Source organism: Gluconacetobacter entanii (assembly GCF_003206495.1).
In the GTDB taxonomy this organism is placed as follows: Bacteria; Pseudomonadota; Alphaproteobacteria; order Acetobacterales; family Acetobacteraceae; genus Novacetimonas; species Novacetimonas entanii.
In genome coordinates this window covers 56,255-71,905 of the sequence record NZ_NKUF01000006.1, presented here as the reverse complement: position 1 = coordinate 71,905, position 15,651 = coordinate 56,255, and the positions used below count along the sequence as shown (strand labels likewise).

The following is a 15,651-nucleotide window of genomic DNA, read 5'->3' as shown; positions in this document are numbered from 1 at the left end:
GCAAATGGCTGAAGAATCGATAGGAGGACCAAACTTGGATCAGCTGCTGACAGCAAAAGAGGTCGCATCGCGCTTGCGGGTCACGATCCGGACCCTTTACCGCCGGATCGAGGACTCGGGGTTCCCCTTGCCGATCCGCTTGGGTCCTAACTGTGTCAGATGGAATGAAACCGAAGTGCAGCAGTGGATCGACCTACGCCGTGAGTTGAATATAGCAGCCTGACAATCAAAAATATCTGGGGGTATCTCCGGGGGTATCGTTTTTAAAAACTTTATAAAAAACTTTTAAAAACAGTCTTTTATATTAAAAGATTGATAGACGCCCGCCTCCAATCCTTCCATGACAGGGAAGAACGGTGACTGACAGAAATCCAAGAAATCTATCGTTTCCGGCGCATGGCTTCTGGCATGTGAAGGCGCGTGGAAACGTCCCATGGCAAGACTGCTTGGGAATGATGCTGACGGATGCCGCCATCCTGCATGCCAGGCTCCGATAAAACCTGCACAAAATACCGGATTCGGGCGGTTTGCACCTTTCGCCCATGCCCGATGGTTGACGACCGGGGCAGGTCGCGCATCGATTCTGGTGGCAAAAGAACCAAGAATTCAGCGCCTGAAAACTTCTCTATTCTTCATCGCGCTGAATAACGTGTGACGGCATATGCAGTCATCCATGCCGCCACATGATGTTGCGACGTCAGCCACCGCCCTTGGTGATGGTGATTGCGAAACATGTCACGACAAAGCCATCGACCGACAGTTTCAGGTGGTTGGCGTTGCGGCGCATGTCCAGTTGCCCCATCACCGGGCCAAGCAGGTCGTCATTCCATGGCGGGATGTCGATGAACTGGTCCATTGGCTGGCTGCCTGCACTGAAATCGAGGGGGGCGACCGTGTGGCCCTGGCTTTCGAGTTTCTGCACCAGCCCTTCGATATGTTTCCTCTGGAACAGTACCGTCATCCAGTTGTCGATCGTCGGGCCTTCGGGATTGATGTTGAACTCCGTCGTATGCACCGCCGTGCCGCCCGGCAGCAATGTGCGCAGCGAGGCCTCGATGAAATCCAGCCCCTGCTGGATGGAGCCAAGATGCTCCAGCGCGCAGACGGACCAGCAGAAATCAAACCCTGACAGGTCATCGGGTATTGCATTCATGTCCACATGCCGGTGGCTGACCATGCGGATGAACTGTTCGCGGTCCACCAGGTCCGCGACATGCGCCTTTTCCAGCGTCTCGACATATTCGTTGCTGCTGGCCCAGCCTGCGACACGCTGGTGTTCGGGGGGCAGGTCCGTGATGGTCGCCTTCACCTCCCTTGAGGCAAGGTAGCTTGCGATGGGTTCCAGCCCGCAGCCAAAACCCAGCCCGACCCGGCCGGGGGCGATGTTGCCGGAAGCATGCAGCGCCTGCAGGAGATAGGTATATTCCCAGAGTTTCCGATGGAACACGACCGGCAGCTTCAGTTCGCTGGACCAGTATCTGGACCAGTCGCTGGCGATATCTTCCTGCGTGCACAGCTTCGATCCGGGCTGGATGTCCTGCGGCCCGTCATGGGTGGCGGGGGGCAGCGTTTCGGCCAGAAGGCGGGCCAGCCTGTATCCGTTCGCCTTTATATTGAGGGATATCAGGTCGATATCCCGCAGTCTTTCATTCAGTACCGTCATGTTCGGCCGGGACTGCGGGTCCACCAGCCGCAGCATCGCCTGTATCTTATGTTCACAGGCGCGGCTCAGGTACCGGCTGACCCCTTTTGTGATCCGGCTGTTCTTTTCATGGTCTTTGCAGGCATCAACAAGTTTCTGGATGGTGTTTCTGATGTCCATATCCGCCCTGCATGCAGTTATTTTATGCGTTCATTGGTATTTTTCCGTGATGACTGGCATGCCTGCCCGGAATGTCAAAATTAAGATTTTCGACATCCTGATTTACAGAAGGCATATCGCCGCGAATCAGACCGCACCGTTGCTCCGGTCACGATCATCAAGGAAAAGCTGGTCCGCTTCCTCGTCAAAGTCGAACAGTTCGGCATAACGCGCCCACCCGATCAGGGTCTGCAGCGTCTGTTTCGCATAATCGGGTGACATGCTGTCTTCGAGTTCGTCGCGGAACCGCTCGGCGCTGGCGCGGTGGTTGGGGCGTTCGTCCAGGACCGAACGGATGGAACGGACCATCGGGATGTTGCGCAGCAGGCTGTGCGACAGGATCTGCTTGCGCTCGTCATGTTCGCTCTGGACGAAGCGCATGCCCTCGGGCGTCAGCAGGATGTCCCCGTCCTCAAGCTCCGCAAAGCCGAGCAACTGCAACGATTCGCCAAGCTGGAACAGGTCGTCGAGTTCAAGCTGCAGGCGACTGGCGAGCAACGGCAGGTCGGCGCGTCCGTCCAGCGGGTCGGCGGCCAGTGTCTCCATCATGCCGACCATGGTGTTGATCGCCAGGCGGGGCAGCGCGATGGCTTCCACCGGCGGGGTGGCCGTGGCCATCCCGGCCTCGGTCAGGTCGGCTTCGGAAATGACCGGCGCGCGACGGGTCATCAGGGCATAGATACGGTCCACGAACTGCCGGAAGGCCGCGTCCTCGCGGTTGCGGGGATGGTCGAACGGCACGCTGAGTTCATGCGCCACCCGCCCGGGGTTGGAGGAAAAGATCAGGATGCGGTCGCACATCAGGACCGCTTCCTCGATATTGTGCGTCACCAGCAGGATCGACTTGATCGGCAGCTTGCGCTCCGACCACAGTTCCACAAGGTCGGTGCGCAGGTTTTCCGCCGTCAGCACATCAAGCGCCGAAAATGGTTCATCCATCAGCAGCAGGTCGGGATGCACCACCAGCGCGCGCGCCAGGCCCACGCGCTGGCGCATGCCGCCTGACAGTTCCTTGGGATAGGCATTTTCATATCCGCCCAGCCCGATCAGGTCGATCGCGCGTTCGGCAAGGTCCTCGCGCTCGGCCGCGGGAACGCCCTTGGCCTCCAGCCCCAGTTCGACATTCTTCTGCACCGTCAGCCACGGGAACAGCGCAAAGGACTGGAACACCATGGCGATGCCCGCGGCCGGGCCGGTCAGTTTCTTCCCCTTCCAGATCACCTCGCCCGATGTGGGCGTCAGCAGTCCGGCGATGATGCGCAGCAGCGTGGACTTGCCCGACCCGGAACGGCCCAGCAGTCCCACGATCTCCCCCGAATGCAGGGTCAGGTTCACATTGTCCAGCACGACAAGGTCGGTCGCGCTTTCCTTGTGGTACGCCTGCTTGCAGTCGATGATCCGGACCAGGGTCTCGCTTTCGGGGGGCGTATGCGGTGAGGGCGGTGCGGAAGGCATCTCGGGCTTTCAGTTGAAGGTGAAGTGGCGCGCGGCGTAATTGGCCAGCGGACGCCATACCGCACGGTTGAACAGCAGGACGAACATGGACATCACCACCATCCCCAGCCCCACGCGGTCGGTCGCGCCGTCGATCGTGGCCTGCGCGATATAGGCGCCAAGCCCCTGCGCGCGCAGCGTGGTGGAGCCCCAGCTTGCCATTTCCGTGGCGATGGCGGCGTTCCACGCCCCGCCCGATGCGGTGATCGCCCCGGTGATGAAGAACGGCACGATACCCGGCAGCATCACGCGCATCCACCACAACCGGCCACGCACCTGGAAATTGCGCGCCGCTTCGAGCAGGTCGGTGGGATAGGACGCGGCGCCTGCGACGATGTTGAACAGGATATACCACTGCGTGCCCAGCAGCATCAGCGGCGTCAGCCAGATGTTGCTGTTGAGGTTGAAGCGCACGATGAACAGCACGAACAGCGGGAAGAACAGGTTGGCGGGAAAGGCGGCCATGAACTGTGCCACGAACTGCGCCCGGCGTGCGCGGCGGGCATCAAGCCCCAGCCAGATGCCCACCGGCACCCATATCAGCGACGCCACCAGCAGCGTCGCCAGCACGCGCAGCAGCGTCAGTCCGCCCAGCCCCATGACATGCAGCACCTGCGACGCGGTGAAATGCCCGGCGGCATAGGCCACCACCCGTTCCCCCACCACAAGCGTGCACACGCCAAGGCACGCCCACCAGACAAGGTCGAGCACGCGGCCCGAGACATGTGATGGCGTGACGTCGGAGGGGGCGCGCCCGATCCGCAGCCAGCCGATGAAGGTCAGCGCCCGGCCCAGCGCATCGCTGGTGCGGCGCAGCAGCGACGTCCGGCGCAGGAGTGCGAGCACCCACGGGTCGGGTGCGGCCTCGCCCTGCGTGTCCTCGACACTGAAACGCGCCGACCATGCGACCAGCGGGCGGAACAGCAACTGGTCATAGGCAAGGATGACCACCAGCATCGTCACGATGGCATAGAAGATCGCCGGCAGGTCGCGATGCGCGATGGCGGTGCCGACATACGACCCGATACCCGGCAGGGCGATGTCCGTGTTACCCACGGTGATCGTCTCGGAATAGACGACCATGAACCATCCCCCGGACATGGAGATCATGGCGTTCCACACCAGCGACGGGATGGCGAACGGCACCTCCAGCCTCCAGAACCGCTGCCACGCCGTCAGCCCGAAGCAGCGGGCCGCTTCCTCCAGGTCGGCAGGCACGGTGCGCAGCGACTGGTACATGCTGAAGGCCATGTTCCACGCCTGGCTGGTGAAGATGGTGAAGATCGCCGCAAGTTCCGCGCCCATCATCTGCCCGGGGAAAAGCCCGAGGAAGAAGACCACCGTAAAGGTCAGGAACCCAAGGATCGGCACCGATTGCAGGATATCGAGCACCGGGATCAGGATCTGCCCGGCGCGGCGGCTTTTCGCGGCCCACACGGCATAGGTGAAGGTGAAGGCCACCGACGCCAGCAGGGCGGCGAACATGCGGAACGTCGTGCGTAGGGCATAGCCCGGCAGCCATATCGGATCGAGGTGGATGACCTGCGCCGTGGCGGGCGGCAGCGGCACCAGCATGCGCCGTCCCACCGTGGCCAGCGCCACGGCAAGTCCCATCAGGATGACAAGTCCCACAAGGTCGAACAGGTTCGGGCGGACCCTGTGGCTGTGCGCGGGAAGCGGTGGTTCGTTCACCCTGTCGTCCCCGGTGCCGCCTGTGTCCCGGTGCTGCCGAAGCCGCCGGTGCCGCGCGCGGTATCGTCAAGGGTTTCGCATTCCTCCCACACGCCGCGCACGACGGGGGCCAGCACCGCCTGCGCGATGCGCATGCCGCGTTCGATCACGAAGGCCTCCTCCCCGGTATTGAGCATGATGATGCCAATCTCCCCGCGATAATCCTCGTCAATCGTGCCGGGGGCGTTGGGCAGCGTGATGCCATGTTTCAGCGCAAGGCCCGAACGCGGCCGGATCTGCAGTTCGTATCCCGCCGGCAGCGCAACGCACAGGCCCGTGGGCACCAGTGCGCGCCCGCCGGCCCAGATCGTCATGGGTTCACGCACCGCCGCCACAAGGTCCATGCCCGCCGCCCCGGCGGTGGCATAGGCAGGAAGCGGCAGTCCCTCGGCATGGGCAAGGCGGCGGATGCGAACGGGCAGGGGGGGAATGCTCATGCAGGGACTCCGTCTGGGGGAATGTCATCTGGGACGATGTCAGGTGTGGTGGCGAATGTCGCCGCGATCCTGCGCACAAGTCCTGCCGCCACCGCGTCCTTGGACATGCGGGGCCAGTGTTCGGAACCTGTGGCGGTGATCAGTGTGATCTCGTTTTCATCCCCGCCCATGATGCCGGTTTCCGCGCGCACATCATTGGCGATGATCCAGTCACAGCCCTTGCGCTGGCGCTTGGCCGTCGCATTGTCGCGCACATCGTCGGTTTCGGCGGCAAAACCGATCACAAGGCGCGGACGCAGCGGGCCGGGGCGTGACAGGTGGGCAAGGATATCGGGATTGGGCACCAGCGCCAGCGTCGGCGGGGGCGCGCCGGGTGTCTTCTTGATCTTGCGCGTGCCTGCCTGCGCCACGCGCCAGTCGGCCACGGCGGCGGTGCAGATGGCGATGTCGCACGGCAGCGCGGCCTCGCACGCAGCGAGCATCTGCACCGCCGTCTCCACCCGCCGCAGCGTAACGCCCGCAGGTGGCGGCAGGGTGGTCGGTCCACTGACCAGCGTCACTTCGGCCCCCGCGCGCGCCAGCGCATCGGCGATCGCATATCCCTGCCGCCCCGAGGAGCGGTTGGCGATGTAGCGCACCGGGTCGATCGGTTCATGCGTCGGCCCCGCCGTGACCAGCGCGCGCAGGCCACGCAGTGGTTGCGGGGCAGGGCGCAGGGCCTCCATGATGGCATCGGCGATGGTGCCGGGTTCGCTCATCCGGCCCGGCCCGGTTTCATTGCAGGCCATCAGGCCGTCTTCCGGCCCGACGAAGGTGACGCCGCGCGCCGCCAGTGTCGCCACATTGGCGCGGGTTGCGGGATGCAGCCACATGCGCACGTTCATCGCAGGCACGGCCATGACCGGCGTGTCGGTCGCCAGCAGCACCGTGCTTGCCAGGTCATCGGCCAGTCCCGCCGCCATGCGCGCCAGCATGTCCGCCGTGGCGGGGCAGACGACGATCAGGTCGCTGCCGCGCGACAGGGCGATATGGCCCATTTCCTGTTCGTCCGTCAGGGAAAACAGGTCTTCGTAAACACGCTCCCCCGTCAGCGCCTGCAGGCTGAGCGGGGTGATGAATTGCGCGCCCGCGCGGGTCAGGACCGCACGCACCCGCACGCCACGCGCCGTCAGGCGGCGGACGAGTTCCAGCGCCTTGAACGCGGCGATCCCGCCACATACAACCAGCAGGACGGACGGGCGCGCGTCATTCATCACCCTGGCCCCGTCAGATGCGCCAGCCCGAATGGATCGCCGCGATCCAGCCCGACAGGTTCTGGTAGGTCACGCGTTCCAGGCCGGCTTCGCGCATCATCTCCGCCAGCGTCTCCTGATCGGGGAACATGCGGATGCTTTCGGCAAGGTACTGGTAGCTTTCGCGGTCGCCTGCGATGGCCGCACCCATGCGCGGCAGGACCTGGAACGACCATGCGTCATAAACGGGGGCAAGGGCCGCGACCTGCACGCGGGAGAACTCAAGGCACAGGAACCGCCCGCCCGGACGCAGCACGCGCCGCGCCTCGCGCAGGACCTGCAGCTTGTCCGTGCAGTTGCGCAGGCCGAACGCGATGGAAACGCGATCGACGGAACAGTCGGCGATGGGAATGGCCTCCGCATCGACGGCGACGAAGTTCAGGCCGGAGACAAGGCCGCGCGACAGCGCACGGTCACGTCCGACCGCCAGCATGCTGACATTGATGTCCGACAGGATCGCGGGGCCGCCGCCGCCACGCAGCCAGCCGAACGAGATGTCGCCCGTCCCCCCGGCAAGGTCGAGCAGGCGCAGGTCCGGGTGCGGGCCGAGTTCGGTGACGAAGATCTTTTTCCATGCCCGGTGGATACCCAGGGACATGACGTCGTTCATGACGTCGTATTTGCCCGCGACACTGTCGAAGACCTGGCGGACCATGGATTTCTTTTCCGTGACCGGGACGTCGCGGAAACCGAAATCGGTCGTGCCGGAGGGGCCGCCGCCTGGCGCTGCGCCAGCGGACGGGGAAGGGGCGGAGTGGGGATGGTGGCTATTGTCGCTCATGATCCGGAGATATAACCTTATAATCAGTCATGCCGGAACTCCCTGAAGTAGAAACTGTGATGCGCGGGATGCGATTGCATCTCGAAGGTCACAAGATTGCAACTGCCACCCCCCCTGCGTGAGGGGCTGCGCTGGCCCTTCCCGCCGGGACTGGCCGACTCGCTGCGCGGGCGCGTGATCACGCGGTTCGAGCGGCGGGGCAAATACATCCTCATCCACCTTGATGACGGGCAGGCGCTGCTGATGCATCTGGGCATGTCGGGACGTGTCGTGCTGGGCCATGACGTCAGTGTGCCCGCCGCGCGGCATGAGCACCTGCTGATCGTGACGGAACAGGGCGCGCGCTGCGGCCTTGTGGACCCACGGCGCTTTGGCATCGTGGACCTGCTGGCGGCCGATACGGCCACGTCACATCCCCTGCTGGCGCGCATGGGGCCGGAACCGCTGGGCAACGGGTTCGATGCCGAAGGACTGGCCCGCGCGGCACGGGCGCGCAGGACCTCGGTCAAGGCGCTGCTGCTGGACCAGCGCGTGGTGGCGGGCCTTGGCAACATCTACGTGTCCGAAGCCCTGTTCCGCGCGGGCGTGCATCCCGAACGCATGGCAGGCAGCCTGAATGACGCGGAATGCACCGCCCTCGTGGCCAGCATCCGCGATGTCCTGACCGAGGCGATCGCCGCTGGCGGGTCGAGTCTGCGTGATTACGTGAAACCCGACGGGGAGCTTGGGTATTTCCAGCATGCGTGGCGTGTCTATGGCCGTGCGGGGCAGGGCTGTCCCGACTGTCCCGGCCCACCCGCCTGCGGTGGCGTGGAGCGGATCGTGCAGGGCGGGCGGTCGTCATTTTTCTGTCCCCGGCGGCAGGAAACCGCGACGGTGGCGCAAGACTTGTCTTGACGGATGGGGAAAGGGTGGACTAGACCGCGATCCTGATATCTGGATGTCCGCAACTATCGGGTGGCGGACCGCCGTAACCTGATTTTTTGCTGAACTGAGAACGATGGCCAATACTGCATCAGCGCGTAAGCGCATCCGTCAGACCGAGCGCCGCAACGCGCGCAACACCGCCCGCATCTCCCGCGTGCGCACCTTCGTCAAGAAGGTCGAGACCGCGATCGAGGCCGGCAAGAAGGAAGACGCCTCCGTCGCCCTGCGCGCGGCGCAGCCTGAACTGCAGCGCGCGGTCGGCAAGGGCGTCATGCACGCCAACACCGTGGCCCGCCGCATTTCGCGCCTGTCCGCACGTATCAAGGCGCTGGCGGCTGCCTGATCCATTGAATTGGGTTGATGGCTGCTTATACGGATAAAGTATTTTCCGTGTAATGATTGGGACTGCATCGTGTCATTTCGGCATGGTGTGGTCCTTTTTATTTTCGGGCTGTTTCTTTTTCGTATGTTTTTCTGTCGCGGAGTCGGTTTTGATCGCCGCCCGGCCAGATTCCCGTTGCTTCCTCCGATTCCCTGCACTAACTTCTGGGCATCCTCATCGGTATGCTGCTGGGGCGTCGATGTGTCGGCGCATGGGTTTTCGTGCCTTCATGGCGCGGAAAACGCGAACGTGTCCGCATGCGTTGGGGATGGTGTGTTTAACGTTGAACAGGCATTTCGCGGACGCGGACTGTCATGTCCCTGAATGGCCGGGAGTGAAGATGACGGGCGGACTGGAAGGATATGACGAGGTTGCCGAGGCGAATGCGCAGAAAAGCATTCTCGACATCCATTGGTCGCGTATCTGCGCCCGCCTCAAGGCCGAGGTCGGGGAGGTGGAATACAACACCTGGCTGAGGCAGATGGGCGTCGGCCCCGTCGAGGAGGACGAGATCACCCTGTACCTGCCCACGCGCTTCCTGCGCGACTGGGTGCGGTGGCAGTACGGGGATCGCCTTGGCGCGCTGTGGCATGCGGAAATCCCGGCCATCCGTCGCGTCGAACTCCAGGTGGCGCGTGGCCCGTCCTCTTCAGCGGAAGGGGAGGCCGCGACGGCCGAGTCCCATCCCGCCGCGCCGGTCGCCGCCCCCGTCGTGGAAGCCGCCGTGGTCGAGGAACCCCGCACGGCGGAGGTGCGCAGCGACCTTGCCGCCCCGCTTGACCCGCGCTTCACGTTCGAGACCTTCGTGGTCGGCAAGCCCAACGAATTCGCCTATGCCTGCGCGCGGCGCGTGGCCGAACGCCCGTCAAGCCCGGGCTTCAACCCCCTGTTCCTGTATGGTGGCGTCGGCCTTGGCAAGACGCACCTGATGCATGCGATCGGTTCCGAACTGGTGCGCGAGGGGCGGGTCTCGGTCGCCTACATGTCGGCCGAGAAGTTCATGTACCGCTTCATCGCCGCCATCCGTTCGCAATCGACCATGGAATTCAAGGAGCAGTTGCGTTCGGTCGATGTGCTGATGATCGACGACCTGCAGTTCCTGATCGGCAAGGACAACACGCAGGAAGAATTCTTCCACACCTTCAACGCGCTGGTCGATGCCGGGCGGCAGATCGTGGTTTCGGCGGACAAGTCGCCTTCCGACCTGTCGGGGCTGGAGGACCGGCTTCGCACGCGCCTTGGCTGCGGCATGGTGGCCGACATCCATGCGACCACGTTCGAACTGCGCATCTCCATCCTTGAGGCGAAGGCCACGGCGTCGGGTGTCGATGTGCCGGCCAAGGTGCTGGAATTCCTTGCGCACAAGATCACGTCCAACGTGCGTGAGCTTGAGGGCGCGCTCAATCGCCTGATCGCGCACGCCAACCTGTTCGGCCGTCCCGTGACGCTGGAGGCGACGCAGGATGTGCTGCACGACATCCTCAAGGCCAACAACCGCCGCGTCACGATCGAGGAAATACAGCGCAAGGTCGCCGAACACTGGAACATCCGCCTGACGGACATGTCCTCGGCGCGGCGTTCGACCGTGGTGGCGCGTCCCCGGCAGGTGGCGATGTACTTGTCGAAACAGTTGACCTCGCGCTCGCTTCCCGAAATCGGGCGCAAGTTCGGCAACCGCGACCATACGACCGTGATCTATGCCGTGCGGCGGGTCATGGAACTCATGGAGCAGGATCCCGCTTTTGCGGAGGATGTCGAACTCCTGCGGCGGATGCTCGAAAGCTGACTTTTTCCGGCTGCGCCCTCTTTTCGCATCTTCATCAGGCTGCTAGACCTATTGCCCCCATTGCGCCGTCCTGTAACGGGCCGTGCCACCGGGCAAGGAGGATTTGTTACACATGAAGCTGAAGGCTGATCGCGCGACCCTGCTCAAGGCGCTGCTGCATATTCAGGGCGTGGCAGAGAAGCGTAACACCATCCCCATCCTTGCCAATGTCCTGATCAATGTCACGGACGGCCTGATGACCATGACGGCGACCGACATGGAAATCGCGGTGGTGGAGGGTATTTCGGCGGAAACCCTGCGTGACGGGGCGGTGACCGCGCCGGCCGCCGTGCTGTGCGACATCGTGCGCCGCCTGCCCGATGGTGCCGTGGTCGAACTTGACCAGGCCGGGGGCGATGCGCCGCTTGCCCTGCGGGCGGGGCGTTTCACCACCAGCCTCAACGTGCTGGACGTGGACGACTTCCCCTCCATGATGGCGGGGGCGCTGCCGCATGAATTCACCATCGCGTCGCAGGCGCTGCGTGGCCTGATCGACCGCAGTCGCTTCGCCATCTCCACGGAGGAGACGCGCTACTACCTCAACGGCATCTATTTCCACGTGGCCGAAACGCCGCAGGGGCCGATGCTGCGCGCGGTCGCAACCGACGGGCACCGCCTTGCGCGCGTGGAAACCGACCTGCCGGAAGGTGCCGCGGGCATGCCGGGCGTCATCATCCCGCGCAAGACGGTCAATGAACTGCGCAAGTTGCTGGAGGAAGGGCCGGAACATATCGGTGTCGCCCTGTCGGATACGCGCATCCAGTTTACCGTGGGCAACGTGATCCTGACGTCGAAGCTGATTGACGGCACCTTCCCGGAATATGAGCGTGTGATCCCCACCGGCAACGACAAGATCCTGCATGTGGGCAAGAAGATCTTTTCCGACGCGGTCTCCCGCGTGGCCGCGATCAGCCAGGAACGCTCCCGCCCGGTCAAGCTGACGGTGACGCAGAACCTGCTGACCCTGTCCGCCGCCAGCCAGGACCAGGGCACCGCGACGGAGGAGCTTGACGACAGCCACGTCGTCTATGACGCAAGCCCGATCGAGATCGGGTTCCAGGCGCGCTACCTCAACGACATCACCGACCAGATCGACAAGAACGTCGAATTCGCGTTTTCCGACAGTTCCGCCCCCACCATCGTGCGTGATGTGGACCGTCCTTCGGCATTGTATGTGCTGATGCCGATGCGCGTCTGATCGCGCGTCGGGTTTTCGGGCACGTATGGCCCATCTTTCGCGGCTGGTCCTGACGGATTTCCGCAATTACCGCCATCTGTCATGGACGCCTGAAACGCCGGTCACGGTGGTTGTGGGCGAAAATGGCAGTGGCAAGACCAATCTCCTTGAATCCGTCTCCCTCCTGCTGCCCGGCCGTGGCCTGCGCGGGGCGCGCGTGGCGGACCTGCCGCGTCATGGCGGCACGCGCTGGGGTGTTGCGGCGCGCATCGACGTGCCCGACGGGGTCGAGGCGGGAGTGCGCGAACTCGCGGTGGGGTCCGACCCCGCCCGTCCCGAACGCCGTGTCGTCCGCCTTGATGGGGAGGCACTGCGCAACCGGGGACGGGTTTCCGATTTCCTTTCGGCCGTATGGCTGAAACCGCAGATGGATCGCCTGTTCCAGGAAGGGGCGGCGGGGCGGCGTCGTTTCCTGGACCGGCTTGTCCTTGCGATGGAGCCGGGCCATGCGCGTGAACTTGCCGCCCATGACCATGCGATGATGCAGCGCAACCGGCTGCTGGCCGCGGGCGGGGCCGATCCCGCATGGCTGTCCGCGCTGGAGGATGCGATGGCGCGGCATGGCGTTGCGGCCACGGCGGCGCGGGCGGGGCTTGTTACGCTGCTCAATGGGGATGACGTGGCGCTGTGCGACGGGTTTCCCGCAACGGTAATGGCACTGGAAAGCGACATCGCGCAGCGCCTGCGCCAGACACCCGCCCTTGCGGTGGAGGACTGGCTGCGCGCGCAGCTTGCGGCGTCACGGGGGCGGGATCGTGCGCGGGGCAGCGCGTCCGTCGGCGCGCACCGCACCGACCTGCACATGCATGACCGCGCCACGGGGCGCAGCGCCGCGCAGTCGAGCACGGGACAGCAGAAGGCGATGCTGGTCGGCGTGGTGCTGTCGCATGCGCGCCTGATCGCGCAGGCGCGGGGGCAGGCGCCACTGATCCTGCTGGACGAACCATTGGTGCATCTGGACGAGGCGCGGCGCAATGCGCTGTTCCGCGCCATCGGGCGGCTGGAGACGACTGTGATGCTCAGCGGCACGGACGCGGCACAGTTCGGGCCCTTGCGCGATCAGGCGGCCTTTGTCATGCCCCGTGATGGCGCTCTGCTCCCAATTCCCTGATTCCCCCGATTTATGAAGGGGAAAGCTTGGTCACGGGGGCGGGTTCGATGTATAACACTCCTTCAACGCGTGACCCTGTTGTGGAGCATCTGTCCGGCATGTCTGACCCATCCAATCCCGATCAGAAACACGATGCCGAAGCGGGGGATATTCCCGTCACGGCTGCGGATTATGATGCGGCCTCCATCTCGGTTCTCAAGGGGCTGGACGCGGTGCGCAAGCGCCCGGGCATGTATATCGGCGACACCGACGATGGTTCCGGCCTGCACCACATGGCGTTCGAGATCATCGACAACGCGGTGGACGAGGCACAGGCCGGTTATGCGACCACCTGCATCGTGACGCTCAATGGTGACGGCAGCGTCACCGTGCGCGACAACGGACGCGGCATCCCGACCGACATGCATCATGAGGAAGGGATCAGCGCCGCCGAGGTCGTGCTGACGAAGCTGCATGCGGGCGGCAAGTTCAACCAGAATTCCTACAAGGTCTCCGGCGGCCTGCATGGCGTGGGCGCTGCGGTCGTCAACGCCCTGTCCGAATGGATGGAGGTGCGGATCTGGCGCAACGGCAAGGAGCACATGATCCGCTTCCGCGCCGGCGAGCGCGAGGCACCGTTGAGTGTCGTGGGCGACAGCGACGAGCCACGCGGCACGCAGGTCACCTTCAAGCCGAGCGCCGAGACCTTCGCCATCGTCGAATTCCAGTTTTCCGTGCTGGAGCGGCGGCTGCGCGAACTGGCGTTCCTCAATTCCGGCCTGGCCATCATCCTGCGTGACGAGCGCCATACCCCCGCGCGGGAGGAATCGTTCCATTACGAAGGGGGCCTGTCCGCCTTTGTCGAATGGCTCGACCATGGCAAGACCCCGATCGTGGAGCCGCCGATCACCGGCAGCCTGCAGAACGAGGAAAACGGCATCAAGGTCGAATTCGCCCTGACATGGAACGACAGTTTCCATGAAACGATGCTGTGCTTCACCAACAACATCCCCCAGCGTGACGGCGGCTCCCACCTTGCCGGGTTCCGCCAGGCCCTGACGCGCATCGTCGGCCGCTATGCCGAGGCGAATGCGTCGAAGAAGGATTCCCACGCGCTGGCGGGCGAGGACATGCGCGAGGGCCTGACGGCGGTGCTGTCGGTCAAGGTGCCCGATCCCAAATTCTCCTCGCAGACCAAGGACAAGCTGGTCTCGTCGGAGGTGCAGCCCGTGGTGCATGCCGCCGCCGCCGACATGATTTCCCACTGGTTCGAGACGCATCCCAAGGAAGCGCGCCAGATCGTGGCGAAGGTGATGGACGCCGCCGCCGCGCGTGAGGCGGCGCGGCGCGCGCGTGAACTGACCCGGCGCAAGGGGGTGCTCGACATTTCCTCGCTTCCGGGGAAGCTTGCTGACTGTCAGGAACGCGATCCGGCCAAGTCCGAACTATTCATCGTGGAGGGTGACTCCGCAGGTGGCACGGCCAAGCAGGGACGTGACCGCCGGTTCCAGGCGATCCTGCCGCTGAAGGGCAAGATCCTCAATGTGGAGCGCGCGCGATTCGACCGCATGCTTGGCTCCGCGGAAATCGGCACGCTGATTACGGCGCTCGGCACGGGCATCGGGCGGGGCGACGTGGAACATGGCGGTTTTTCGCTGGAAAAACTGCGCTACCACCGCATCGTCATCATGACGGACGCCGACGTGGACGGATCGCACATCCGCACGCTGCTGCTGACGTTCTTCTTCCGCCAGATGCCCGAACTGATCGAAAATGGCTACCTCTACATCGCGCAGCCGCCGCTGTACCGCGCCAAGCGCGGCAATGACGAGCGGTACCTCAAGGATGATGCGGCGCTGGAGGAATACCTGCTCGACAAGGCGCTGGCGCATGCGACCCTGCGCTATGCCGACGGGCGCGAGGTGACGGGCGACGCACTGCGGACCGAGGTCGCCTTCATCCGCGATGTCGCGCGCGCCCTGTCGCGGCTTGCGGTGCGTGCGCCGGTCTGGATCCTTGAACAGGCAGCCATTGCCGGTGCGCTGTCGGCCAATCCGGCGGCCACACCGGAGCGGGTCATCGAACTTCAGTCGCGGCTTGATGCCGTCTCCGCGGAATCGGAGCGTGGGTGGAAGGTCGCGGCGAGCGCCGACGGACTGGAAATGGCGCGCAGCGTGCGTGGCGTGGGCGAGGTCTATCGCCTTGATCCCGCGACCCTGCGCAGTGCGGAGGTCCGCTGGCTGTCCGAACACCATGACCGTATCGCGGCCGATTTCGGCAGCAGGGTGGAACTGTCACTCGACAGCCAGACCCTCACGCTCGACGGTCCGGCCTCGGTCTATGAACGCATCATCGCGCAGGGGCGACGCGGGCTTTCGATCAACCGGTTCAAGGGACTGGGTGAAATGAACGATGCGCAGTTGTGGGAAACCACGCTTGATCCCGCCATGCGCACACTGCTGCAGGTGCGGGTGGGCGATGTGGAGAACGCGGCGCAGGTATTCTCCACCCTGATGGGCGATGTGGTCGAACCGCGTCGCGACTTCATCGTGGGCAACGCGCTGAAGGTCGCGAACCTCGACGTCTGAGGGCAG

13 protein-coding genes and 1 pseudogene are annotated in these 15,651 nt (G+C 64.3%); 8 read left to right on the top strand and 6 right to left on the bottom strand.

Features of this window, described 5'->3' with window-relative positions; all coding sequences use genetic code 11:
* Nucleotides 1-4: 4 nt before the first annotated feature.
* Nucleotides 5-223: a helix-turn-helix transcriptional regulator gene (locus CFR72_RS04470; RefSeq protein ID WP_110912839.1), complete on the top strand. Its 219-nt coding sequence runs from the start codon at nt 5-7 to the stop codon at nt 221-223.
* 210 nt (nt 224-433) lie between these two features.
* The gene (locus CFR72_RS17470) at nt 434-655 is read left to right on the top strand and encodes a hypothetical protein (RefSeq protein WP_167400298.1); all 222 of its coding nucleotides are present in this window, start codon (nt 434-436) and stop codon (nt 653-655) included.
* Nucleotides 656-697: 42 nt separating this feature from the next.
* Here the strand turns inward: CFR72_RS17470 and CFR72_RS04465 are convergent, their stop codons facing one another.
* From CFR72_RS04465 to CFR72_RS04440, 6 genes are all read right to left on the bottom strand, one after another.
* Nucleotides 698-1,822 (bottom strand): class I SAM-dependent methyltransferase, encoded by a 1,125-nt coding sequence (locus CFR72_RS04465; protein WP_208629962.1) that lies wholly within the window; start codon nt 1,820-1,822, stop codon nt 698-700.
* A 126-nt stretch (nt 1,823-1,948) separates the two neighbouring features.
* On the bottom strand, nt 1,949-3,316 hold the full coding sequence (locus tag CFR72_RS04460; RefSeq protein WP_110912838.1) for an ABC transporter ATP-binding protein: 1,368 nt from the start codon (nt 3,314-3,316) through the stop codon (nt 1,949-1,951).
* Nucleotides 3,317-3,325: 9 nt separating this feature from the next.
* A complete protein-coding gene (locus CFR72_RS04455) occupies nt 3,326-4,969 on the bottom strand; it encodes an ABC transporter permease (protein ID WP_390670400.1) in 1,644 nt (547 codons plus the stop codon).
* 74 nt (nt 4,970-5,043) lie between these two features.
* Nucleotides 5,044-5,523 (bottom strand): dUTP diphosphatase, encoded by a 480-nt coding sequence (dut, locus tag CFR72_RS04450; RefSeq protein ID WP_110912836.1) that lies wholly within the window; start codon nt 5,521-5,523, stop codon nt 5,044-5,046.
* Complete coding sequence (gene coaBC, locus CFR72_RS04445; RefSeq protein WP_110912835.1) at nt 5,520-6,776, bottom strand: bifunctional phosphopantothenoylcysteine decarboxylase/phosphopantothenate--cysteine ligase CoaBC; 1,257 nt, start codon at nt 6,774-6,776, stop codon at nt 5,520-5,522. Before coaBC ends, dut begins: the two co-directional genes overlap by 4 nt.
* Before the next feature lie 13 nt (nt 6,777-6,789).
* On the bottom strand, nt 6,790-7,596 hold the full coding sequence (locus CFR72_RS04440) for a class I SAM-dependent methyltransferase (protein WP_110912834.1): 807 nt from the start codon (nt 7,594-7,596) through the stop codon (nt 6,790-6,792).
* Between the two features lie 29 nt (nt 7,597-7,625).
* Here CFR72_RS04440 and mutM point away from each other — a divergent pair.
* The 6 genes and pseudogenes from mutM (at nt 7,626) to gyrB (ending at nt 15,645) form a co-directional block, all read left to right on the top strand.
* A pseudogene (gene mutM, locus CFR72_RS04430) lies at nt 7,626-8,493 on the top strand (bifunctional DNA-formamidopyrimidine glycosylase/DNA-(apurinic or apyrimidinic site) lyase).
* A gap of 103 nt (nt 8,494-8,596) precedes the next feature.
* Nucleotides 8,597-8,866 (top strand): 30S ribosomal protein S20, encoded by a 270-nt coding sequence (gene rpsT, locus CFR72_RS04425; RefSeq protein ID WP_003618383.1) that lies wholly within the window; start codon nt 8,597-8,599, stop codon nt 8,864-8,866.
* Between the two features lie 379 nt (nt 8,867-9,245).
* On the top strand, nt 9,246-10,691 hold the full coding sequence (gene dnaA, locus CFR72_RS04420) for a chromosomal replication initiator protein DnaA (protein ID WP_110912831.1): 1,446 nt from the start codon (nt 9,246-9,248) through the stop codon (nt 10,689-10,691).
* 112 nt (nt 10,692-10,803) lie between these two features.
* Nucleotides 10,804-11,928, top strand: coding sequence for a DNA polymerase III subunit beta (dnaN, locus tag CFR72_RS04415; RefSeq protein WP_110912830.1), 1,125 nt, complete (start codon nt 10,804-10,806; stop codon nt 11,926-11,928).
* 25 nt (nt 11,929-11,953) lie between these two features.
* Nucleotides 11,954-13,078, top strand: a complete 1,125-nt coding sequence (gene recF, locus CFR72_RS04410) for a DNA replication/repair protein RecF (protein WP_110912829.1) — start codon at nt 11,954-11,956, stop codon at nt 13,076-13,078.
* Nucleotides 13,079-13,176: 98 nt separating this feature from the next.
* Nucleotides 13,177-15,645, top strand: a complete 2,469-nt coding sequence (gene gyrB, locus CFR72_RS04405; protein ID WP_216657575.1) for a DNA topoisomerase (ATP-hydrolyzing) subunit B — start codon at nt 13,177-13,179, stop codon at nt 15,643-15,645.
* Nucleotides 15,646-15,651 lie beyond the last annotated feature (6 nt).

Excerpts from the sequence above, each read along its gene's own strand:
- gyrB (WP_216657575.1), top strand. The coding sequence starts at position 13,177 with ATGTCTGACCCATCCAATCCCGATCAGAAACACGATGCCGAAGCGGGG.
- rpsT (WP_003618383.1), top strand. The coding sequence starts at position 8,597 with ATGGCCAATACTGCATCAGCGCGTAAGCGCATCCGTCAGACCGAGCGC.
- CFR72_RS04460 (WP_110912838.1), bottom strand. The coding sequence starts at position 3,316 with ATGCCTTCCGCACCGCCCTCACCGCATACGCCCCCCGAAAGCGAGACC.
- CFR72_RS04455 (WP_390670400.1), bottom strand. The coding sequence starts at position 4,969 with ATGGGACTTGCCGTGGCGCTGGCCACGGTGGGACGGCGCATGCTGGTG.
- dnaA (WP_110912831.1), top strand. The coding sequence starts at position 9,246 with ATGACGGGCGGACTGGAAGGATATGACGAGGTTGCCGAGGCGAATGCG.
- CFR72_RS04440 (WP_110912834.1), bottom strand. The coding sequence starts at position 7,596 with ATGAGCGACAATAGCCACCATCCCCACTCCGCCCCTTCCCCGTCCGCT.
- dut (WP_110912836.1), bottom strand. The coding sequence starts at position 5,523 with ATGAGCATTCCCCCCCTGCCCGTTCGCATCCGCCGCCTTGCCCATGCC.
- coaBC (WP_110912835.1), bottom strand. The coding sequence starts at position 6,776 with ATGAATGACGCGCGCCCGTCCGTCCTGCTGGTTGTATGTGGCGGGATC.
- recF (WP_110912829.1), top strand. The coding sequence starts at position 11,954 with ATGGCCCATCTTTCGCGGCTGGTCCTGACGGATTTCCGCAATTACCGC.
- dnaN (WP_110912830.1), top strand. The coding sequence starts at position 10,804 with ATGAAGCTGAAGGCTGATCGCGCGACCCTGCTCAAGGCGCTGCTGCAT.
- CFR72_RS17470 (WP_167400298.1), top strand. The coding sequence starts at position 434 with ATGGCAAGACTGCTTGGGAATGATGCTGACGGATGCCGCCATCCTGCA.
- CFR72_RS04470 (WP_110912839.1), top strand. The coding sequence starts at position 5 with ATGGCTGAAGAATCGATAGGAGGACCAAACTTGGATCAGCTGCTGACA.
- CFR72_RS04465 (WP_208629962.1), bottom strand. The coding sequence starts at position 1,822 with ATGGACATCAGAAACACCATCCAGAAACTTGTTGATGCCTGCAAAGAC.